At 67.3% G+C, this 23,139-nt stretch carries 14 protein-coding genes and 1 pseudogene; 11 read left to right on the top strand and 4 right to left on the bottom strand.

The genetic code is table 11. The features are described from left to right. Positions 1-26 precede the first annotated feature (26 nt). Both P0M04_RS31360 and P0M04_RS31355 read left to right on the top strand, forming a co-directional pair. Positions 27-596 carry a DUF1415 domain-containing protein gene (locus P0M04_RS31360; protein ID WP_259450439.1) on the top strand — a complete coding sequence of 190 codons (570 nt, stop codon included), beginning with the start codon at positions 27-29 and terminating at the stop codon, positions 594-596. Further along, positions 577-795 (top strand): DUF1289 domain-containing protein, encoded by a 219-nt coding sequence (locus tag P0M04_RS31355; RefSeq protein WP_259450463.1) that lies wholly within the window; start codon positions 577-579, stop codon positions 793-795. The genes P0M04_RS31360 and P0M04_RS31355 overlap by 20 nt, the downstream gene beginning before the upstream one ends. On the opposite strand, the gene P0M04_RS31350 is transcribed toward P0M04_RS31355, so the two are convergent. Further along, positions 796-1,302 (bottom strand): DUF1993 domain-containing protein, encoded by a 507-nt coding sequence (locus tag P0M04_RS31350; protein ID WP_259450438.1) that lies wholly within the window; start codon positions 1,300-1,302, stop codon positions 796-798. It abuts the gene before it with no gap. Positions 1,303-1,529: 227 nt separating this feature from the next. On the opposite strand from P0M04_RS31350, the gene P0M04_RS31345 reads away from it, so the two are divergent. The 5 genes from P0M04_RS31345 (at position 1,530) to P0M04_RS31320 (ending at position 10,695) form a co-directional block, all read left to right on the top strand. Continuing rightward, the gene (locus tag P0M04_RS31345; RefSeq protein ID WP_259450437.1) at positions 1,530-2,738 is read left to right on the top strand and encodes a XylR family transcriptional regulator; all 1,209 of its coding nucleotides are present in this window, start codon (positions 1,530-1,532) and stop codon (positions 2,736-2,738) included. A gap of 122 nt (positions 2,739-2,860) precedes the next feature. After that, positions 2,861-4,033 (top strand): helix-turn-helix domain-containing protein, encoded by a 1,173-nt coding sequence (locus P0M04_RS31340; protein ID WP_259450436.1) that lies wholly within the window; start codon positions 2,861-2,863, stop codon positions 4,031-4,033. A 321-nt stretch (positions 4,034-4,354) separates the two neighbouring features. Further along, positions 4,355-7,282, top strand: coding sequence for a TonB-dependent receptor (locus P0M04_RS31335; RefSeq protein WP_281042230.1), 2,928 nt, complete (start codon positions 4,355-4,357; stop codon positions 7,280-7,282). 187 nt (positions 7,283-7,469) lie between these two features. Continuing rightward, entirely contained in the window at positions 7,470-9,125 is a 1,656-nt protein-coding gene (locus P0M04_RS31325) for a DUF5597 domain-containing protein (RefSeq protein ID WP_259450434.1), read from the top strand. A gap of 16 nt (positions 9,126-9,141) precedes the next feature. Further along, a complete protein-coding gene (locus tag P0M04_RS31320; protein WP_259450433.1) occupies positions 9,142-10,695 on the top strand; it encodes an alpha-N-arabinofuranosidase in 1,554 nt (517 codons plus the stop codon). Between the two features lie 256 nt (positions 10,696-10,951). Here P0M04_RS31320 and P0M04_RS31315 read toward each other — a convergent pair. After that, a pseudogene (locus P0M04_RS31315) lies at positions 10,952-11,290 on the bottom strand (glycoside hydrolase family 3 N-terminal domain-containing protein); the annotation flags it as partial. A gap of 377 nt (positions 11,291-11,667) precedes the next feature. Here P0M04_RS31315 and P0M04_RS31310 point away from each other — a divergent pair. Continuing rightward, on the top strand, positions 11,668-14,028 hold the full coding sequence (locus tag P0M04_RS31310; RefSeq protein WP_259450432.1) for a sialidase family protein: 2,361 nt from the start codon (positions 11,668-11,670) through the stop codon (positions 14,026-14,028). Between the two features lie 14 nt (positions 14,029-14,042). Next, positions 14,043-14,624: a hypothetical protein gene (locus P0M04_RS31305; protein WP_259450431.1), complete on the top strand. Its 582-nt coding sequence runs from the start codon at positions 14,043-14,045 to the stop codon at positions 14,622-14,624. 54 nt (positions 14,625-14,678) lie between these two features. On the opposite strand, the gene P0M04_RS31300 is transcribed toward P0M04_RS31305, so the two are convergent. Continuing rightward, positions 14,679-16,979, bottom strand: a complete 2,301-nt coding sequence (locus P0M04_RS31300; RefSeq protein ID WP_259450430.1) for an alpha-L-fucosidase — start codon at positions 16,977-16,979, stop codon at positions 14,679-14,681. 275 nt (positions 16,980-17,254) lie between these two features. On the opposite strand from P0M04_RS31300, the gene P0M04_RS31295 reads away from it, so the two are divergent. Then, positions 17,255-20,413: a sensor domain-containing protein gene (locus P0M04_RS31295; protein WP_259450429.1), complete on the top strand. Its 3,159-nt coding sequence runs from the start codon at positions 17,255-17,257 to the stop codon at positions 20,411-20,413. A 16-nt stretch (positions 20,414-20,429) separates the two neighbouring features. After that, positions 20,430-22,709, top strand: coding sequence for a xanthine dehydrogenase family protein molybdopterin-binding subunit (locus P0M04_RS31290; protein ID WP_259450428.1), 2,280 nt, complete (start codon positions 20,430-20,432; stop codon positions 22,707-22,709). Here P0M04_RS31290 and P0M04_RS31285 read toward each other — a convergent pair whose 3' ends face one another. Next, positions 22,710-23,138: a thioredoxin family protein gene (locus P0M04_RS31285; protein ID WP_259450427.1), complete on the bottom strand. Its 429-nt coding sequence runs from the start codon at positions 23,136-23,138 to the stop codon at positions 22,710-22,712. It abuts the gene before it with no gap. Between the last annotated feature and the right edge of the window lies 1 nt (position 23,139).

Raw genomic sequence — 23,139 nt, 5'->3', positions numbered from 1 at the left:
GGTTTTGTATTTTCTGAAAGCATCAAATGAGCACTGCCAACGAGAAACCGGACGATGCCGCGATCATCGCCGCGACCCGGCGCTGGGTCGACCGCGCCGTCATCGGCCTGAACCTTTGTCCGTTCGCCAAGGCGGTGCAAGTGAAGGACCAGGTCCGCTATGTCGTCTCGCACGCGCGCACGCCGGAATCCCTTCTGGATACGCTGATGGACGAGCTGCAGCTGCTGGCCGACACCGACCCGGAACAGGTCGACACGACGCTGCTGATCCACCCGGACGTGCTGCAGGATTTCCTGGACTTCAACGAATTCCTCGACGTGGCGGATGCCGCGGTGGAAGACATGAGCCTGGACGGCGAGCTGCAGATCGCCAGCTTCCACCCGGACTACCAGTTCGCGGACACGGACCCGAACGATATCGAGAACTATACGAACCGTTCGCCTTACCCGGTGCTGCAGCTCTTGCGCGAAGACAGCATCGACCGCGCCGTGGAAGCGATTCCCGACGCTGCCGAGATCTTCGAGAAGAATATCGACACCATGGAAAAGCTCGGCCATGAAGGCTGGGACAAGCTCGATGTCGGCCCCGCTCGTTGACGCGCAGCAGGGAACGCCCCTGCCGGTGAGACCGGATACGCCGTGCGTTGCAGTCTGCTCGACGACGTTCGACGACATCTGCCGCGGCTGCGGCCGGACCGTCGTCGAGGTGGCCCATTGGGTCTCGATGACGGCCGAGCAGAAGGAAGCGGTGTGGCAGCGTATCCTGGCGCAGGGCTACCCGCGCCGCAACACCTGATCAGAAGGTCCCGACGAAATCCCGCTTGCCGATGTCCAGCCCGTTATGGCGCAGGATGTCGTACGCCGTCGCGGCGTGGAAATAGAAGTTCGGCAGCGCGTAGTGTAATAAATAGACCTGGCCCTTGAACTGGCGCTGGTTGGCGCCCGTGCCGATCGTCACGTCGCGCTCGCCGCCGGCGTCCACCGCCTCGCGCGCCACGGTGTCCAGGAAGGCCAGCGTCTTTTCCAGGCGCGCCTGCAGGCCCGCGAAATCCGTCTCCACATCGTCATAGCGCGGCACCTCGACGCCCGCGAGGCGCGCGGCCGCGCCCTTGGCGAAGTCCGTCGCCAGCTGTACCTGGCGCACGAGCGGGAACATGTCCGGGAACAGGCGCGCCTGCAGCAGGGCGTTCGGATCCAGCTTTTTCGCATCCACGTGCGCCTCGGCCTTCGTCAGGATGGCGGACAGGCTGCCCAGGATCTGGCGGAACACGGGTACCGACGCCGTGTACAAGGAAAGTGTCATCGATGCCTCCTCAATATATAAAGAGTCCGATGATAGCAAGCCTGCATCGATGCCGCTTGGCGCCCCTGGAATAACACTTTTGGCGTTTAAAACTTCAACTATTCGTATCCTCGTAGGAGTCGATTAAAAAAATTCTACAGGGAACAGGAAACCCGAAAAGATACTTTGGGACATCGTCGGATTGAAAAGAGACGTCCAGTCAGGACGCAACATGGAGACTGTCGCCAATGAAGTGCCCTAAAACACATCGCATTGCCTTGTTATTCGATGCCAACCAGGCGTTCGCCCGCGAGGTGATCGGCGGGATCGCCGGCTACCTGTCGAGCCGGCGGACGTCCTGGGAATTGTTCATCGAGGATGATTTTAGTTTACGTCTGTCGAGTCTTGCGCGGTGGCAAGGTGATGGCATCATCGCCCACTTCGACGATCCGGCCGTGGCCGAAGCGCTGGCCGACAGCCCCGTGCCCGTGGTCGCGGTCGGGGGCTCGTACGCCAGCGAGACCGATTACCCGACCGACGTGCCGTATGTCGCCACCGACAATTTCAAGCTCGTCAACCTGGCGTATACGCACCTGATCGACGTGGGCCTGCGCCAGTTCGCGCTGTTTTCCTTGCCGGACGGGGCGCGGCATCGATGGGCGCTCGAACGCGAAAAGTCGTTCCGGGCCCTGATGCAGCGCGACAATTTCGAAGTCGAGATCTTCCGCGGGGACGGCGCCTGCAGCTGGGAGGAAGACGTCGCGCAGCAGGTCCGGTGGCTGCAAAGCCTGCCGAAACCGGTCGGGATCGTCGCCGTCACCGATGCCCGCGCGCGTCAGCTGCTGCAAGCTTGTCAGTTGGCTAATATTGCGGTGCCGGAGGAAGTGGCCATCATCGGCATCGACAACGATCCGCTGGCACGCATGCTGTCATGTATTCCCCTGAGCTCCGTGATCCAGGGATCGGCCGAGATCGGCCGCACGGCGGCCCGGATGCTGCATCAATTGCTTGAGGGAACGTATCTCGAATGCACGCGCATCCTGGTGCCGCCCGCCGGCATCAACGTGCTGGCCTCCAGCAGTCATCAGCCCGTCAAGAATCCCCGCGTCATGCGCGCCCGGCATTTCATCCGCCAGTATGCCTGCCAGGGCATCAAGGGCGACCAAGTGGCTGCCTACGTCGGCGTCTCCCGTTCCACGCTCGAGACGTATTTCCAGCAGGAGCTGGGCTGCAGCGTACACGACGAGATCCTGCGCTTCAAGCTCGATGCCGCGACCGCGCTGCTGGCGCGCGGCGACTGCAGCGTGGGCGACGTGGCGCTGCGTTGCGGCTTCACGTCGATGCAATACCTGTTCGCCGTGTTCAAGCGCGAACTCGGCTGCTCGCCGCGTGAATTCCAGCAGCGCGCGGCGCACGGTACCGCCGCCACGGCCGGGGAGGCCGCACTGCAAACCTGAGTACGCCACCCATCGACAAACCCATGCGCGACCTGTCATTATATTGACGAGGCCGCGCGACGGCCGCCCCGGCGCCGCAATGGCGCCGCCAAGCATATCTTTGTCGAGGTGGCAGCAGGGTAATGCAGAGTTTCTACAACAAGGCGCTCGCCGGCCTGCTGGGGCTTGTCGTGGCGAGCGTTCTCATCGGTTATGCCTGTGTCCGCAGCACCTATGTCCGGTTGCCGCTGCTGCCCGCCGCGGACAGCGGCCTGCCGTGGCGCGGCGAGATCATGGCCGACTCGGCGGTGGGCGGGCGTTCGACGGCCAGGATGATCGACGACACCGCCACGTTGACATTCGAGTTCACGTCCGTCAAGGCGACGGACTACCCGTTCGTCCATGCGGAACTGGCGTTCCGCGACCGCGCTGGCAAGTTCGCGCACGTCGACCTGTCCCGCTACAGCGCCGTGGAGTTCGACGTCAAATGCATGCCGGCCAACACGCTGGCGTTCGGTCTCGTGATGTTCGAGGACCAGGTATCGGTTCCCGGCCGGTTCGATACGTATCGCGCTCCCTACACCTACTTTTTCTGCAACGGGAACGGCGAACACGTCGAGCTCGACCTGGCGCGTCTCCGGACCGACCAGTGGTGGTTCGACACGCACAAGCTGAACCTCGCGCGCCAGGAACACACGTTGACCAGGATCGCCAAGCTGTCGTTCGGCAGCACGTTCCAGAGTCCCTACGGCGTGCCCTCGACAGTCCAGGTCAGGAACCTGACCCTGACCGGGCGCGACATGCGCTACCTCGTCCTGTTCGCGGCATTCATGCTTGTCGCCTGGCCCGGTTATGGCCTGTGGTTCTTCCGCCGGCATACCCAGGCATTGCTGGCGGAAGTGAAGGACAAGATGCGGCGCGACATTCCGCTGGTCGCCTACCAGCAGTTGTCCCAGGACCTGCACCGCGACAAGGAGCAGAGCGCCATCCTGCGCTTCATGGCGACGGAATACGTCAATCCGGAACTGGATGTCGAGACCACGGTGAACGCGCTCGGCATCGGCCGCAACAAGATCAACGAGATCCTCAAGGCGGAGCTGGGCTTCACGTTTTCCACGTACCTGAACAAGCTCAGGCTGACCGAGGCGGCGCGCCTGCTGGGCGCGAAGGAAGACACGAGCGTGGCGGAAATCGCGTATGCCGTGGGCTACCGGAACGTTTCCTACTTCAACAAGCTCTTCAAGGAAGAATACGGCTGCACGCCCAAGACCTTCCGCAAGCTGCGCGACAGCGCACCGGAATCCGCCGGGCCGTAACGCTCCCGCACCCACGGATTTTCACCAGCAGATTGAGGAATTTCGTTCTGGCGACGCCCGGTGGCGCTTCGTAGAATGACATCGGTGGCTCGCGCATCGTTCCCCGATCGATGCGCGGCATCATCTCCTCCCGCGTTCAAGTGGGTTAGGGGCGGCTTTGGCCGTCCCATTTTTTTCGCCCGTGCCGAAGCGCGCCTTGTTTTCGTTGGCCGTTTGAGGGATTTCGAAATTGCTGCGGCCTGGTGCGGCAATCAGAATGAAACGGATCGCCGCACATGCTCGATGGCGACGACATCCAAGACAACACGGAGACTTGACAAGGTGAAGAATACCAGGAAAACAGCGATCGCCATCGGCGTCGCGCAGCTCGCGCTGATGGCGAGCGGCGCCGCGCTGGCGCAGACCGAACCGACTACCGTGGTCGTGTACGGCCAGCGCGCGGCGCTCGAATCGGCGCAGAACATCAAGAAGAACGCGGACGAAATCGTCGACTCGATCGTCGCCGACGACATCGGCAAGCTGCCGGACAAGTCGGTGACGGAAGTGCTGCAGCGCGTGGTCGGCGTGAGCATCGACCGGACGATGAACCGCGTCGACCCGCAGCAGGGCGTGGGCGACAGCGTCAACCACTACGCGGCGGAAGGCACGGGCGTGTCGATCCGCGGCCTGGGCGCGGGCCAGGTCCGCTCCGAATTCAACGGCCGCGACGCCTTCTCCGCCAACGGCGGCCGCGCGCTGAGCTTCGAGGACGTGCCGCCCGAGCTGATGGCCGGCGTGGACGTGTACAAGAACCCGTCCGCCGAGCAGATCGAAGGCGGCATCGGCGGCCTGGTGAACCTGCGCACCGCGCTGCCGTTCGATTCGAAGGGCCGCAAGGTGTCGCTGTCGACCGAAGTGTCGCGCTCGTCGCTGCGCCAGAAGACCGCGCCGCCGTCCGTGTCCGGCCTGTACTCGGACCGCTGGGACACGCAGTTCGGCCAGGTCGGCGTGCTGATCGACCTCGCGCACTCGAAGATCGCGAACCAGAGCGACAGCCTGTCGATCGCCCCGTACAGCTCGCGCGACGACCTCGTGCCCGGCAAGCGCGTCTGGGTCACCCCGTCCGCGAGCTGGGGACAGAACACCTTCGACCGCACCCGCGACGGCCTGTACGGCGCGCTGCAGTGGAAGAAGGGCGATTTCAGTTCGTACGTGACCTTCCTGCGTTCGCGCTACAAGCAGCACTCGGACGAGCATTCCTACTTCGGCGGCACGAACCCGGCCACCCTGTCGCTGGATCCGGGCGCCACGTACGACGCCAACGGCGCGCTGCTGACCGGCACGCTGCACGACACGACCAACAGCGGTCCGGGCTTCGGCACGGGCCTCGGCTTCGGCACCGATGCGCGCGCGAGCGGCCGCACGTCCGACACGCGCGACGTGTCCTGGTCGGGCACGTGGCGCGCCAGCGAGGCGTGGACCTTCAAGGCCGACCTGCAGCACGTGCAGGCCACGACGGACGGCTACGACAACACGGTCGGCCTGGGCGGCTGGGTGCCCGGCCAGACGGTCGACCTGCGCGGCGGCATGCCGACGATTTCGTTCGACCCGGCGTCGCGGGCCTACCTGGCCGATCCGTCGCACTACTACTGGGGCTTCACCCAGGTGCACCATGACGTGGCGAAGGCGCAGATGAACACGGCGCGCCTGGACGCCAAGTACACGTTCGACCATCCGATCCTCAACGACCTGCGCTTCGGCGTGCGCGTGACCGACCGCTCGGCCGTGACGCAGTCGACCCACGATTCCGAGTGGGTCCAGATCTCGCAGGGATGGGCGGTCGGCAACCAGTCGTGGCAGCCGCTGGCGCAATTCGCCGGCCTGGGCGACCCGCGCTTCGCCAAGGGCTTCGGCCTGCACCAGTTCAAGAACTTCTTCGGTGGTTCCGCGGCGTCGCCGGCACCGGTGATCGTGCCCGACGCCTCGCTGGCCAACTCGGTCGATGCCGTCAACAAGTTGCACGACTACTACACGACCCTGTGCAACGAAGCCAATGCCACCGGCCGTAATAACGACTGCAGCTACAAGCCGCCGAAGTTCGGCGATGCGATCGGCCTGAACGACCAGCACGAACGCACGCAGGCGGCCTATGCCCAGCTGCGCTTCGCGTTCGACAAGCTGGTGTATCCCATCGACGGCACGGTCGGCGTGCGCGTCGTGCGGACCAATCCGACGTCGATCGGCTACACGCTGTTCACGCCGCCCAACAAGCCGCTGCTGCCGGGCGTGCCGGACATTCCGGCGCAATCGGAGAAACAGACCTTCGAGAGCACCTACACGCGCGTGCTGCCGAGCCTGAACCTGCGCCTGAAGGCCAGCGACGAGCTGCAGTTCCGCCTCGGGCTGTCGAAGGGCATGTCGCGTCCGGACTTCTACCTGCTGCAGGCCTACACGACGCTGGGCATGGACATCAAGACGCACACGCCGCCCGGCGACAACCAGAAGCCGGTGGTCGACTCCATTGCGTATAACGGCCAGCTGCGCGGCAATACGTCGCTCCGTCCGGTCATGGCCACCAACCTCGACCTGACGGCCGAGTACTACTTCGGCCGCGCCAGCTCGGCGACGTTCGGTGTGTTCAACAAGCGGCTCAAGGACGTCATCATCGCGCAGACGACGGTCTATCCGCTGAAGGACGTCGCCGGAACGACGCACGACTTCATGGTCACCGGTCCCGTGAACGGCATGGACGCCCGCGTCAGCGGCGTCGAGGCGGGCTTCCAGACCTATTTCGACAAGCTGCCCGGCCTGTTCTCGGGCCTCGGGGTGTCGAGCAACTTCACGTACATCGACAGCAGCACGACGTACCACAACCCGGTCAACGGCACCTGGTGCACGCCGAAGGACACGCTGATGGCCAACATGGTCCGCAACCTGCAGGGTTGCGACACGGACGGCAGGGTATTCGGCGACATGCCGCTGGTGGGCCTGTCGAAGAACTCGTATAACCTGGCGCTGTTGTACGACAAGGACGCGGTGTCGCTGCGCCTGGCGTACAGCTGGCGCTCGAAGTACCTGCAGTCGACCAACTCGTGGGGCACGGCCGGCAACGATGGCATCGACCGCAACCCGGACAGCCCGAACTACGGCAAGGGCTACTCGGTCAACTACGGCCTGCCGACCTGGGGGGCGCGTACGGCCAGCTCGACCTGGGCTTCCAGTACAAGTTCACGGACAACCTGCGCCTGGGCGGCCAGGTGGGTAACCTGACGAACCAGGTCTACCGGCAGTACATGCAGCAGCAGGTCGGCATGAAACTGCACAACGCCTTCTACACGGGCCGCACCTTCAGCGCCCAGATGAACTACACGTTCTAAGCACCTCCGCTGCGGAACAGGCCTCCCGCGACCTTCGCCGGTCGCGGGAGGCCATTTCATTCACCCCGATTGATCCACGTATGAATAAAATCTCCAATCGCCTGCTCGCCGCGGCATGCGCTCTCGCCTTGACTTCCACCTGCGCACTGGCCGCCACGCCGATCCCGCGCCTCGTCCAGCACGACGGCCGCTATGCGCTGCTGGTCGACGGCAAGCCGTTCACCATGCTGGGCGTACAGGCCCACAATTCCAGCAATTACCCGGGCGCGCTGCCCAAGGTCTGGGCCGCCGTCAAGGATGCCCATGCCAACACGCTCGAGATCCCCGTGGCCTGGGAACAGATCGAGCCCGTCGAGGGCAAGTTCGATTTCGGCTATGTCGATACGCTCGTGGCCGAGGCGCGCCGCAACGGCGTGCGCCTCGTGCTGCTGTGGTTCGGCACCTGGAAGAACACGGGGCCCGCGTACACGCCGGAATGGGTCAAGTTCGACGACGGCCGTTTCCCCCGCATGCTCGGCCGCGACGGCAAGGCCAGCTACTGCCTGTCGCCGCTGGGCGAGCAGACCCTGGCGGCCGACAGGAAGGCGTTCGTGGCCCTGATGCGCCACCTGAAGCAGATCGACGAAGCGCAGCGCACCGTGATCATGGTGCAGGTCGAGAACGAGGTCGGCACCTACGGCACCGTGCGCGATTTCGGACCGCGGGGCGAGGCGGCGTTCCGCCAGCCGGTGCCGGCGGCCGTCCTCGCGCGCAAGAAGCCGCCGGTGCCCGGTGCGGCCAACGGCACGTGGTCCGAGGTCTACGGCCCGTATGCCGACGAGTACTTCCACGCCTGGGCCGTGGCCAGCTACATCGAGGACATCGCGAAGGCGGGACGCGCCGTGTACGACCTGCCGATGTTCGTCAACAATGCGCTGCGCGATCCGCTCGAACCGCTGGCGCCGTGGAAGGGCAATTTCGCGAGCGGCGGTCCGACGTACGACGTGATCGACATCTACAAGGCCGCCGCCCCACACATCGACATCGCCGGCCCCGACCTGTACGCGCCGCAATCGGCCAGCGTGGTGGCGACGCTGGACAAGTTCCAGCGTCCGGACAACGCGCTGTTCGTGCCGGAGATGGGCAACGCGGCCGCGTATGCGCGCTATGTCTACCGGATCCTGGGCAGCGGCGCGATCGGCGTGGCGCCGTTCGGCATCGACTATGCGGACTACAGCAATTATCCGCTGGGCTCGAAGCGCACGGACAAGACCATGGTCGAGCCGTTCGGGACCATCTATGCCGCATTCGCGCCGCTGGCGCGGCAGTGGGGACAATGGGCGCTGGAAGGGCGCACGGCCGGCATCGCGGAAGGCGACGACCGCAAGCCGCAGTCGCGCGCGCTGAAGGACTGGGGCGTCACCGCCTCGTTCCGCGAGTGGCAGTTCGGCACGATGGGCGCGGACGCCAAAGAGGAAGACTATCCGCCCGGCACCACGGCCCCGAACGGGGGCGCGGCGTTCGCCCGGATCGGCGACGACGAGTTCATCGTGATCGGACAGCACGTCCGCCTGCAATTCTGGCCCACCGGCGCGAACGACGGCAAGCGCTTCATGTTCGCGCGCGTCGAGGAGGGTCGGTTCGACGCGCAGGGGCGCTGGCAGATGGAGCGCAACTGGAACGGCGACCAGGTCGACCACGGACTGAACCTGCCCACGCAGCCCACGATCCTGAAGATCCGGCTGCGCACGTATTGAGAACGGAGATCCTTGCATGAACACGCTTCGTCTCTGTGCGCTCGCAGCCTGTATTTCCGCGTCCACCTTCGCCGCCGCGCAGGTCGGCGTCACGATCGACGCGGGCAAGCCCGGTCCCGTCATCAGCCGCTACGTCTACGGCCAGTTCGCCGAGCACCTCGGCACCGGCATCTACGGCGGCCTGTGGGTCGGTCCCGACTCGAAGATACCCAACACGCGCGGCTGGCGCAACGACGTCGTGGCCGCGCTGAAGGCATTGCACGTTCCGCTCGTGCGCTGGCCCGGCGGCTGCTTCGCCGACCAGTACCACTGGCGCGATGGCATCGGTCCGCGCGCGCAGCGGCCCGTGCGCATCAACACGAACTGGGGCGGCGTCGACGAGGACAACGCGGTCGGCACGCACGAGTTCTTCGACCTCGTCGAGCAGCTGGGCGCCGCCGCCTACGTCAACGGCAACCTCGGTACCGGCACCGTGCAGGAGATGGCGGAATGGGTCGAGTACCTGACGGCGGACGGCACGTCGAGCCTTGCGCGGCTGCGCGCCCGCAACGGCCATCCGGCGCCGTACAAGGTCGCGTTCTTCGGCATCGGTAACGAGGCCTGGGGCTGCGGCGGCAATATGCGGCCGGAGCAGTACGCCGACGCCTACCGCCGCTACGCGACCTTCCTGCATCCCGGCGGCGGCAACGACACGCAATTCATCGCCGCAGGCGGCCATGACGAGGACACGGGCTGGACCGAGTACCTGAGCCAGCATATCCACGGTTGGGGCGTGCGCGCGCACGGCATCTCGTTCCACTTTTACACGTCGCCCGGCGCGGACACGAACGGCAAATATGGCGCGACCGGCTTCGACGAAAGCCGCTGGATCCATACGCTGGGCGAGACGCGGCGGATGGAAGGGTTCATCGCCGCCAACGTCGCGAAGCTGGACGCGCACGACCCGCAGAAGAAGCTCATGTTCGCCGTCGACGAATGGGGCACGTGGTACGACGCCGAGGAGGGCAGCCGGGCGGGCTTCCTCCAGCAGCAGAACACACTGCGCGACGCGCTGGTGGCGGCCCTGAACTTCAACATCTTCCACGCCCATGCGGACCGCGTGCGCATGACGAGCATCGCGCAGATGGTGAACGTGCTGCAGGCGATGGTCCGCACGGACGGCGCGAAGATGATGCTGACGCCCACCTGCCACGTCTTCAGGATGTACGTGCCGTTCCAGGATGCGGTGTCGGTGCCGGTGACGCTGGCGCACAATCCGCTGTACACGTTCGGCGCCGACGCGATACCGGCCGTCAGCGCATCGGCGGCGCGCGGCAAGGACGGCAAGCTCTATCTCGCGCTCGTCAACACGAACCCGCACGAGACGGCCGACGTCACAGTCGACGTGAGCGGCACGGCCGCGCGCGGGGCGACGGGTTCCGTGTTGACGGCGGCCGCGATGGACGCCCACAACACGTTCGCCGCACCGGATGCCGTCCGGCCGGCGCCGTTCCAGGCCGCGGCCCGGGACGGCAGGCTGGTGCTGTCCCTGCCGGCGAAGTCCGCCGTGGTCGTCGCCGTGCAGGAGTAACGCGCGTCAGAACGACGGCAGGCTGCGGCGGCCCTTCACGTTCACGTCCAGGGTGACGCCGGCCGTTTGCGGACCGGGTTGGCCGCCGCCGATCCACACGGTGGCCCGGCCCGACGCTGCGCTTGCCGGCCGCGTCGACCGTGCTCAGGGCCTTGCCATCCAAGTCGAACGTCAGCCGGCGCTTCTCGCCCGGATCCGCGCCTTGCAGGCCACGGATGTAGGCCACGCCCAGGCGCGCCGTCAGGTACGGGTCTTCGCCATAGGTCTCCTGGCCGCGCCCCCAGCGCGGATCGCGGAAGATGTTCACGTTCGGCGACCACACCGTGAGGCCGCGGTACAGGTCGGAGCCGCCGTCGGGGTGCACGGTTTCCAGGTACTTCGCGCGGAATTCGGTACCGACGGTGTCGGCGACGCGCTGGGCGAGCGCGGCGTTCCAAGTGGCGGCGAGGCCGATCGCCTGCGGGAACACGGTGGCATTGCCGGCCCGTGCGACACCGTGCAGGCCTTCGCTCCACCAGTTGTAGGCGGGGATGCCGAGCCGCGCGATGGCGGGTGACGTGGATTGCAGCTGGCCGGCCTTTTCGTCCAGCGTCATGCGGGCCAGCAGGGCTTGCGCCCGCGCGGCGGGATCGGCCTGCGCTGCCGGGGCGGGCAGGGACAGCGTCAGGGCGACGGCCGCCGCAATGGCGGTCCGGGAGAGAAGTCGAGTTGTCATGGGCGTTCGTGATGGGGTGGCGCGCGGATGCTAACACCGGTACGGCCGCGCGCCGGCGTCGTCCGCGGCGGCTGGTAAAAATTTTGCCGCCTCTGCGGAATTTCATGTCGGGCCGCGTGCACGCTCCGGGATTTCGTGGATCGCCTGAGGGTTTTCGAAATTGCCGCCGTATGGACAGTCTCACAGAATGTTTCGAACCCGGCAGTCGGGCGTGCCCGCTGCAGGTATGTCATCACACTCATTCTGGAGACACAAACATGCACAAGATGCGACTCATCGCATTGGCCGGCATCGTGGCGGGCCTGGCGGCCGGCTGCGGCGGCAGCGACGCCGATCACGGCAATGGCAACACCGTCCTGGCGGGCACCATCGGTTCGGCCAGCCCCACCATCAAGCCCGCCCGCTTCGCGAGCGTGAAGTTCGGCGGCGGCGGTTATGTGCCGGGCCTGGTCTTCCACCCGACCAGCCCGGACGTGCTGTACGCGCGTACCGACGTCGGCGGCGCCTACCGCTGGGATCCGGCCACATCAAGCTGGATCTCGATCACGGACGGCTTCGGCCCCGACGAAGGCGGCTACCACGGCAGCGAAACGCTGGCGCTCGACCCGAACGACGACCAGCGCGTCTACCTGGGCGGCGGCATGTACGTGTCGGCCGACGGTCACGCGCGCCTGTACATTTCCACCGACCGCGGCAACCACTGGACGCACGTCGAACTGCCGTTCTCCGCGGGGGGCAACAGCCAGGGCCGCGCCGTCGGCGAGCGCCTGATGGTCGATCCGAACGATTCCACGATCCTGTTCTACGCGACGCGCACGGCCGGCCTGTGGAAGAGCACGGACCGCGGCCAGACGTGGAACCAGGTGACGTCGCTGTCCACGGCGAAGATGACCAAGGCGCAGATCGAGGCGACCTACTGGAGCAGCCCGGTCGGCATGGAACAGGTGATCTTCGACACGAACACGAAGGGCACCGGCAGCGCGACGCAGACGATCTATACGGCGGTTGCGCCGGATTATGCGGGCGTGGCGGGCCTGAACCACGCCCTGTACAAGACGACCGACGGCGGCGCGTCGTGGACCGGCATCGCGACCCCGGCCGACGTGCAAGGCTACATCATCCCGCACATGGTGCGCGCCAAGGACGGCATGATGTACGTCGCGTTCACGAAGGGCATCGGCCCCGGCGCCAACGGCCCGGCGAGGCTGTACAAGTTCGACGGCACCAACTGGACTCTGTTGAAGAGCTATGACGACACCCAGTGGTCCAGCTTCGGCATCGGCGGCCTGTCCGTGTACGGCACCGGCGCCCATACCCGCATCGCGCTGGGCGTGACCAACACGTGGGGCAACTGGCAGGGCCAGCCGGTCGTGCAACTGTCCGACGACGGCGGCGCCACCTGGCGCGAAATCGCCGCGATGATGCCGCACGTTCCGGCCAACGGCAGCTTCTCCGGCTGGATGGACGACGTCGAGATCGATCCGAACAACAAGGACCGCATCCTGCACGTGACCGGCGGCGGCGTGGTGGAGACGCGCAACGCGTCGGACGCGACGCCCACGTGGACCTTCCCCAACGAGGGCATCGAGGAAGTCGCGACGAAGGCCCTGATGGCGCCGCCGGCGGGCGCGAAGTACACGCTGCTGCGCAGCGGCCTCGACGTCGGTACGTGGGTGCAGACGGAGCTCACCAAGCGCCCGACGCTCGGTCCCAACGGGTTCTTCAACAGCGCCTACAGTGCCGACATGGCGTGGTCCAACCCTGCCTACATCGCCACCATCGGCGCCGCCACATGGGATACGCCCGATCGCCTCGGCGCCTATTCCACCGACTCCGGCGCGACCTGGACCGCGTTCGCGACCAATCACCCCGACGCGAAGGCGCAGCAGGACGAAGCGGCCAGCATCGCCGTCACGAAGACCGGCAGCGCGGTCTGGGCGCCGTCCTCCTCGGTACCGGCATGGACGGCCGACAACGGCAACACATGGACCTACACGAACCTGCCCCCGCTGGCCAATGCGTGGGTGTCGCGCGGCTACCACGTCGTGGCCGACCGCAAGAACCCGAACAAGGTCTATGCGTACAACTCGGGCGGCGCATGGTGGCAGCAGTGGAGCGAGACGGCGCGCTTCTTCACGTCGACGGACGGCGGTCATACGTTCACCGAGAGTACGACGTTCCCGACGAGCGGCACGGCGCTGAATTCGTTCCAGGCGACGTCTGTCGCAGTCAATCCGAACGTGGAAGGCGACATCTGGCTGGCGGACGGATTCAACATCCTGCACTCGACCGACTCGGGCGCGAACTGGACGAAGCTGAACGTCACGCAGTCGATCCCCGACCCGGACAACGCCTTCCAGCCGAAGATCTATGGTGCCACGTCGATCGCCCTCGGCAAGGCCCCGGCCGGCGCCAAATACTCGGCCTCGATCTACGTCGTGGGCGTCATCAACGGCCAGTGGGGCCTGTACCGCTCGGATGACGGCGGCGTGAACTGGACCCGCTACAACGACGACCTGCACCAGTACGCCGGCATCAGCAACCTGGCCGCCGACCAGGCCGTGCCCGGCCGCGTGTACTTCGCCGGCGCCGCCCGCGGCGTGCTGTTCACCTACTAATCGGAGACACTCGAATGACACTGAAATCCATCCTGGCCGCCCTCGCACTGGGCGTCGCGGCCGCCAACGCCGGCGCGACCGTCCTGACGTTCGACGGCCTGACCGAGATGATGTACGGCGACGGCTTCCCGCTGGCTGCGAACATGCACTACGATGGCACCAACCTCGTGTACGAGGAGTCGGGCTACCGCCTGACCCTGAACGCGCCGTGGGCGGACGCGGGCGCGGCCCACGTCGGCGACGGCACGTTCGATCCGCAGACGTTCAACTGGCACGACGGCTTCGAGAACGGCGACAACACCTTCGTCACGCTGACCCGCATCGGCGGTGGCCGGTTCGACCTGCGCAGCTTCGACTACTACACGACCGGCAGCGCGCTATCGACCGACGGCAACCTGCAGGCCTTCCTGGTCGACGGCGGCATGTGGAACACGGCGCTGAACGGCATCACGGAACTGCGCTTCACGTCGGGCGCGGTCAATGCGCTCGCCAACGTCGACGTGGAAGCCGCGGGGACAGTGCCGCTGCCGGGCACCTTGCCGCTGCTGCTGGGCGGCGTCGCGGCCTTCGGCCTGGCGCGTCGGCGCGGGACCTGATTCGGAGGGCGGGACGCAAAGCGGAGGCTGCGTGCCTCCGCTTTTTTTTCGCGGTCAATCGGCATCGGCGGGAATGACGGACAACTCGGCCGCGCTGGCCGAACCGGAGCGCCACACGTCGTCCAGCACGGTGAAACGGAAGAAGCGCGCGGCGACCGGCGCGAAACGCGCCGTCTGCAGGTCGGGGTTGTTGTGGACGTTCGCGAACGTGCCCCGTTCGACGGCGGCCTGCCAGTGCGTCCCGTCCGCGCTCGTCTCGAAGCGGTAGTTCACGGCCGTTCCCGCCACCTGCCCATCCTGCCGGGGCAGGTAGGCGAGGCCCGCGATGCGGTGGGATTGGCCCATGTCGACCTGGATCGACCGGCCGCCGCCCCACGGCGTCTGCCAGAACGTGGCGGGATCGCCGTCGATGGCGAGTGCGGCCGCGTGGCCGCCATCCTCGCCGTCCGCCGCCACGACGGTAAAGCCGCGCGGCGACAAGCCCGTGAAGTCGCGCACGCCGACGACGCCGAGCCGCCCGCCTGGCAGCAGGCGCGCCGCCTTCACGATGCCGCTGCCCGGCACGGACAGCGGCGCGCGGTACATGGGCGACGCGGCCGTCGGGGCCGAGCCGTCGACCGTGTAGACGATCGTGCCGCCGGCCGGATGGTCGAGCCGCACGGCGCCAGCGGCGTCGCGGTCGGCGATCGTGGGCGGCAGCAGGTCTTCCGATTGCTTGTACAGCCCGACCTCGGCCAAGGTCGGCTCGAGGCGCGCGCCCGTGATGCGCACGCGCACGCGGTCCGTCGTCACCGGCGCGCGCAGCCGGATCAGGCGACGGTGGCCGACCGTCGTCGTCACGTCGGCCGGATGGCGCGCGGGCGCGGTCCAGGCTGTGCCGTCCCACGTCTCGATCTCGAACGACTCGATGCGCTGGCCGCGCCGGTCCACCGCTTCCTGCAGCGACACGACGTCGAAGCGTGTGCGCCGGGGCAGGGCCAGCGTGAGCGTGCCGTCGCTGCGCCCGGGCGTCGCTTCCCACCATGTGTCCAGGCTGCCGTCGAGGACGGCCGGGGCGGCATGCCGCGGGGCCGCGTGGTCGGCCGTCACCCGCGCCCCGCGCGCCAGGTTGACGGCGAAGGTGGCACGCACGATGTCGCCCAGCTGCCCGAGCGTCGCGACCTGGTCGGCGGGGACGAGGCCACGGTTGTCCGGCGACAGGTTCAGGATCAGGTTGGCGTTGCGGCCGATCGACGAATAAAAGATGTCGACCAGCTGCGTGAGGGGACGGGGGCGCTTGTCGCGCGCCCAGAACCACTGGCCGTTCGCCAGCATGGTCACGTTGGTCTCGGCCGGGTACCACCACAGGTGCGATCCGGGCTTGAGCTGCGCCCGGCTGCCCAGGTCGCCGCCCGTCATGTCGGGCCACTGGAATTGCTCGGGCGACGTGGGCAGCGGAACGACGCTCCATTCGGTGGTGCGGCCATAACCGCTCTCCGAGCCGACCCAGCGCACGTCCGGACCCTTGCCCATGATGACGGCCTCCGGCTGCAGCTTGCGGATCAGGTCGTACCAGGCCGCGTAATCGTAGGTCTCGGCCACGCTCGGGTCGGGGTTGGCGCCGTCGAACCACACTTCGTGGACCGGTCCGTACTCCGTCAGCAGTTCGTACAGCTGGTTCAGGAAGTAGCGGTTGTAGTCGTCGACCTCGTACGTGAACGTAGGGCGGCCCGGCGGCGGCGTGCGCCCCTGTGCGGGGTCGCTCTGGAAGCGGGCCGGGTCGGTCGGGATCGTCGACCGCCGTTTCGCGCTGCCGTTGCCGTAATAGCCGGCCGGGTTCGCGGGGTTGGTCTTCAGCTGGTACAGGTCGGCCGGCGACAGGTAGATGCCGAGTTTGACGCCTGCGGCGCGGGCCGCATCGGCCACCTCGCGCACGAGGTCGCCCTTGCCGCCGTGCCAGGGGCTCGCGGCCGACGAGTGGCCCGTATAGCGCGACGGCCACATGGCGAAGCCGTCGTGGTGCTTGGCCACCAGCACGAGCATCTTCCCGTCGAGCTGCTTTACGGCGCGCAGCCACTGATGGGCGTCCAGTTGCGTGGGGTTGAACATGGCCGGCGTCTCCTTGCCGTTACCCCATTCCACTTCGTTGAATGTATTCACGCCGAAGTGCAGGAAGAACGTGCGCTCCAGCCGCATCCAGGCGGACTGGTTGGGGCGGGGCAGCGTCTTCGCGGCCTTGGCGGCGATCGCGGCCGGCGTGTCGTCAGCGGCAATGACGTGTTCCGTCGCGTAGGGGATGGGGGCGCAGTGCGCCCCGGCGCAGGCGAGCGCGAGGGCCAGGCCGAGGCAGCCATGTGGGTGTCGAAGTGGGAGCATGATTTGTCGGTGTGATAAGTCGCGTATCGATTCTGGGATCGGCAGTATTTCGCCTGCAATCGTGAAATCCCTCAACCGGCATGGAAAATCCCGTAAGCCGGCGCGCCCAACGTGGCGACTTGGTCACGGTTATCGCTACCACGACTGGTATAAGCCAAAAAAATGTGACGTACGGCAATTGTTGCGTGCATAATCGAAAAGAACATTAACTTATTGATTTACCACAGAAAGTTGTCGTATCAGTCACAGGCTGATCGGCACCGCATCCCTCCGCCATGGCTTTCCTGTCCCGCGCCGCCTTGTCCGCGTTACCGTCGCGCCTCGCGCGGCTGTACGGCCGCTCGCTGTACACCGCACTGCTCGTGCTGGTGGCCGGCGGCCTCGCGATACCGGCCGTCGTGGGCGGCTACCTGCTGATCGGCGTTCAGGAACAGCAGGCGGCGCGCCGCGAGCTGGACGAGACGCTGCAGCGCAATGCCGACATCCTCGCGCTCGGCATGCAGGAATCGCTGTGGAACATGAACATCGACGCGGCCCGCTCGCTCGTGGATTCGCTGATGCGCGACCCGGCCGTCGTGCGCGTGCACGTGGGCGCGCAGGCGGAGGGCGATTTCATCGACCGCCGCGCGGCCGCCACGCCCGGCGGCCACGTGCTGCGCGCCGAGCGCGAGGTCGTCGTGCACGGCCAGCCGATCGGCCACGTGACGGTCGAGATGGACGACAGCCTGAGCCAGCAATCGCTGCGCGCCAAGCAGGTGCGCTATGCACTGGTGCTGGCGGTGCAGCTGGGCGTATCGCTGCTGCTGATCCTGATGCTGTTGCGGCGCCGCCTGCTGGCGCCGCTGGGCACCCTGATGAGCTTTTCCGATCACCTGTCGCGCGGCCAGTTCGACGCGCCGCTGGTGCTGCAGACGAACGACGAGCTGGGCCGGCTGGGCGGCCAGCTGGAACACATGCGTATCGCGATCGGCGACCTGTTCCAGGACATCGCGCGGCGCGAGGAACGCTTTCGCACCATCGTCTCGCAGGTGCCGGGCGCCGTGTTCCGCGCGCGTCCGGGCGGGCTGATCGACTTCGTCAGCGACGCCATCGAAGACATCTCCGGCTATCCCGCCGCGCACTTCATCGGCGCGCACACGGACCGCTGGGCCGACGTCATCTGCCCGGAGGACCGCAAGATGCAGCGGCACTTCGTCAAGGAAGCCGTGCTGGGCGTGCGGCCGTACGAGATCGAATACCGCATCACGGACGCCGCCGGCATCGAGCGCTGGGTGCTGGAGAGCGGGCAGCCGGCCGGGTTCGACGGCAACGCCGCGTTCTGGATCGACGGGATCATCTCCGACATCAGCGAACGCAAATACAACGAGATGCGCATCGAGGCGCTGCTGGCCGAGCAGGGCGCCGTGCTGGACAACGTCATGTTCGGCATCATGTACGTGCGCGAGCGGCGCGTCGTGTCGACCAACCGCCGCTTCGACGAATTGTTCGGCTACGGCGAGGGCGAGCTGCTGGGCGATCCTGTCGCGGTGCTGTTCCCGACCGTCGAGGACTGCGTGCAGGCGCTCGGTGCCGCCGGCGAGGTGCTCGCGCGCGGCGTCGACTACGGTGAAGAGCGCCAGTTCCGGCGCCGTGACGGCAGCCTGTTCTGGTGTGCCGTGAGCGGCCGCGCGCTCGACCCCGACCGGATCGACGATGGTGCGATCTGGGTGTTCGCCGACATCACGGAGCGCCGCCAGACCGAGGAAAAGCTGCGCCTGTCGGCCACCGTGCTGGAACACATCGCCGATGGCGTGATGGTGATCGACCTGCACGGCAAGATCGTCGCGACGAACCCCGCCTTCACGCAGATCACAGGCTATACGGAGAGCGAAGCGGTCGGCACGCATTCGAGCCTCACGCGCCTGGCGAGCCACGACGCCGGCTTCTCCGAGGCGCTGTGGGCCGACCTGGCGGAGACGGGCTTCTGGCGCGGCGAGCTCCTCAACCGCCGCAAGAACGGCGACACCTATCTCGAGTGGCTGACCGTGTCGGCCGTGCGCGACGATGCGGACGCGGTGACGCATTACGTCTGCGTGTTCAGCGACATCACCAAGGTCAAGGAATCGCAGGACAAGCTGGACCACCTGGCGCACCACGATCCGCTCACGGGCCTGCCGAACCGCCTGCTGTTCCACGACCGCCTGCAGCACGCGATGGTGCGCGCGGCGCGCAACCACCGCCAGCTCGCGGTGATGTTCATCGACCTCGACCGCTTCAAGACCGTCAACGACACGCTCGGCCACCATGTCGGCGACGAGCTGCTGAAGCAGGTCGCGGGCCAGCTGGCCGGTTGCCTGCGCGACGGCGACACCCTCGCACGCCTGGGCGGCGACGAATTCATCGTGCTGCTGGAAGACGTCGACGGCAACCACGGCGCGCGCCAGGTGGCGGAAAAACTGATGCAGTTGTTCGAGCGGCCCGTGCTCGTCTCGGACTACGAACTGTTCGTCACGGGCAGCGTCGGCATCAGCCTGTTCCCGCAGGATGCCGTCGACATGAACATGCTGATCCGGAATGCCGACGTGGCCATGTACCAGGCCAAGGCGCGCGGCCGCAACGGCTACCAGCTGTATGCGCCGTCGATGGACGGCGACGGCGCCGAGCGCCTGCGTATGGAAGGCCTGCTGCGGCGGGCGATCGAGCGGGGCGAAATCCGCCTGCATTACCAGCCGCAGGTCGAGATCGAGACGGGCCGCCTGATCGGCGTCGAGGCCCTCGTGCGCTGGCACAGTGCGGAACTGGGTCACGTGCCGCCCGTGCGCTTCATTCCGCTCGCCGAGGACATCGGCTTCATCGGCCAGCTGGGCGCCTGGGTGCTGGAAGAGGCGTGCCGCCAGGTGGTATGCTGGGAAACGGCCGGGCTGTACGTGCCGAAGGTGGCGGTGAACCTGTCGGGACGCCAGTTCGACCGCGGCAGCGTGGCGCCGCTGGTCGCGCGCGTGCTGGCCGACGCCGGCCTCGCGCCGCAGCGGCTGCAGCTGGAGGTGACGGAGTCCGTGATCATGAATACGGGCGACGCGCTCCAGTACATCAACGACCTGCATGCGCTGGGCGTGGAACTGGCGATCGACGATTTCGGCACGGGCTATTCGTCGCTCGCGTACCTGAAGCAGCTGCCGGTGCAGACGCTCAAGATCGACCGCAGCTTCATTAAAGACATTGCGGCGGACAAGGACGACGAGGCGATCGCGGTTGCCATCGTCCAGCTGGGCAAGAGCATGGACCTCGCCGTGATCGCGGAAGGCGTGGAGACCGCCGAACAGGCGGCCTTCCTGCTGCGCCACGGCTGCAGGCGTGCGCAGGGCTATCTGTACGGCCGGCCGGTGGAGCCGGCTGAATTATTGGAGACATGGAGGCAGGACGATGCGGGACACGGGCGGACCAGGTTCGGATAAGGAGGACGGCGGTCCTGTGCGCAACGTGCGTACGGGCCGGCGCCGGTTCCTGCTCGGCGGCCTGGCCGCGGGCACGGCGCTCGTCGTCGGCTGGGGCGTTGCGCCGCCGCGCCAGCGCCTGCGCGCGACGGCCGCCGCCGACGTGCATCACGCCGGCACCGTCGCCCTGAACGGCTGGGTTGCGATCGCGTTCGACGGCACCATCGACGTCGTCGTCCCGCGCAGCGAGATGGGGCAGGGCGTGCACACGGCGCTGCCCGTGCTGCTGGCCGAGGAACTGGATGCGCCCCTCGAAGCGGTGCGCGTCGTGCAGGCGCCCATCGACAAGATCTTCGCCAACCTCACCGTCCTGCGCGACACGCTGCCGTTCCACCCGGACGACGCGGGCAATTTCCAGATCGGGGCGCGCTGGGTCGCGGGGAAGGTGGCGCGCGAGCTGGGCATCATGTTCACGGGCGGTTCGACGAGCGTGAAAGATGCGTGGCCGACGATGCGCACGGCCGGCGCTGTCGCGCGCGCGATGCTGCTGCGCGCGGCCGCCGAACAGTGGAATGCGAAGGTGGAGACGCTCGCCACGCGCGACGGCATGGTGCTCCACCCGGACGGACGGCGCGCGCCGTACGGCCCGCTGGCCCAGCGCGCGGCCGCGCTGGGCGGCGACATCGATGCAAACGACGTCCGCCTCAAGGCGCCCGCCGAATTCCGCCTGATCGGCAAGCCGCTGCCGCGGCGCGACGCGCCGTCCAAGGTCAACGGCCGCGCCGTGTTCGGCATCGACGTGCGGCCGGAAGGCATGCTGTACGCGGCACTGCGCATGGCGCCCGTGCTGGGCGCCAGCGTCGCCGGGTTCGATGCCGGCAAGGTCGCGGCGATGCCGGGCGTGGAACAGGTCGTCGACGTATCGTCCGTGCTGCAGCCGTTCTCCGGTGCCGGCGCGGGCGTCGCGGTCGTGGCGAAGGGCTGGTGGCAGGCGAAGCAGGCGGCACTGGCGCTGCCCGTGCAGTGGACCACGAGCCCGCATGCCGCGTTGTCGAGCGAGTCCGTATTTGCCGGCTTCGCCAGGACGCTGGATGAGGACTCGGGCCATGCGTACTTCGAGACAGGCAGCCAGGATGCGCCCGAACTGGCAGGGACGCGCACCGTGCAGGCCGAATACCGCGCACCGTTCCTCGCGCACGCGACGATGGAACCGCAGAACTGCACGGCGCAGGTCCTGAACGGCAAAGTGAAACTGTGGTCGCCCACGCAGGTGCCGAGCATCGCCGTGGACGTCGCGGCGAAGGTCGCCGGCGTCGCACGCGATGACGTCACTATCGAGGTGACGATGCTGGGCGGCGGCTTCGGCCGGCGCCTGGAGACGGACATGGTGGCGCAGGCCGTCGCCGTCGCGCTGCAGACGCGCGGCCGTCCCGTGCAGCTGATCTGGACGCGCGAAGACGACACCGCCCACGACGTCTACCGCCCGGCCGCGCTGGCCCGCTACACGGCACGCCTGGACGCCGGCGGGCAGGTGCGCGCATGGGACAGCAAGCTCGCGAGCGGCGCCATCGGCCACCAGTACTTCCCGCGCAATCTCGGCCTCCCCGGCGTCGGTCCGGACAAGACGACGGCCGAGGGCGAGTACGACCTGCAGTATGCGATCGCCAACCGCCGCAGCCGCCACGTCACGGTCGACAGCGTCGTCCCGATCGGATACTGGCGCTCGGTGGGCCACTCGCACAACGCGTTTTTCAAGGAGAGCTTTGCGGACGAGGTGGCGCATGCGGCCGGCCAGGACCCGGTCGCGTGGCGGCGCGCGCTGCTGAAGGACCATCCGCGCCACCTGGCCGTGCTGGACGCCGCGCTTGCGCGTGCCGGCACGCCGGTGGAAGGCCGCGCGCACGGCGTCGCCGTGCACCAGTCGTTCGGCACGGTGGTCGCGCAGGTGGCGGAAGTGTCGGTCGAGGACAAGGAGATTCGCGTGCACCGTGTCGTGTGCGCCGTCGATTGCGGCCTCGTCGTGAATCCGAACATCGTCGCGCAGCAGGTCGAGTCGAGCGTCGTGTTCGGGCTGTCCGCCGCGCTGGCGGGAGAGATCACGTTCAGGGATGGCCAGCCGCAGCAGGCGAATTTCGGCGATTACCCCGTGCTGCGGATGGCGCAGGCGCCCGAGGTGGAAACCATCATCGTGCCGAGTGCGGAACCGCCGGAGGGCATGGGCGAACCGGCCGTGCCGCCTGTCGCGCCGGCCGTCGCGAATGCCGTGTTCAAGTTGACGGGGCAGCGGCTGCGCAGCCTGCCTTTGCGTCTGGCGTGATCAGTCGCCTGCGCCGGCGATGAGGGTGCGCAGGTTGCATTCGCGCTGCCATGTCTGCCGCTCCGGCGTGGACGATGCCTGGCGTGCGAGTTCGGCGCTGCTCAGCTCCGCCTGGGCCTGGATCAGCCGGTCGGCCACCTTCGGATCCGGCAGCATCGTGCCGAAGAACGCGACGGTATCACTGCGCTGTACGAGCAAGGTCGGGAAATTCTCGACGTCGAGGTCGCCGACGACGTCGGCCTGGTCTTCCACGTCGATCCAGACGAAGGTCTTGTCGGGATGGCGCGCGGCCAGGCCGTCGAACGCGGCGCGGTAGGACGAGCAGGTGCCGCACCAGGCGGCGCACAGGCAGGCGACGATCCAGCCGTCGCCGTGGAGGGCGGCGGCGACCTGGTCGCGGGTATCGGGCTCGAGGGTCAGACTGGACATG

The sequence above is a fragment of the Telluria mixta genome, assembly GCF_029223865.1.
GTDB classification, from domain to species: Bacteria; Pseudomonadota; Gammaproteobacteria; order Burkholderiales; family Burkholderiaceae_D; genus Telluria; species Telluria mixta.
Note: the sequence above shows the minus strand (reverse complement) of the source record. Positions and strands in the feature narration are given on the sequence as shown.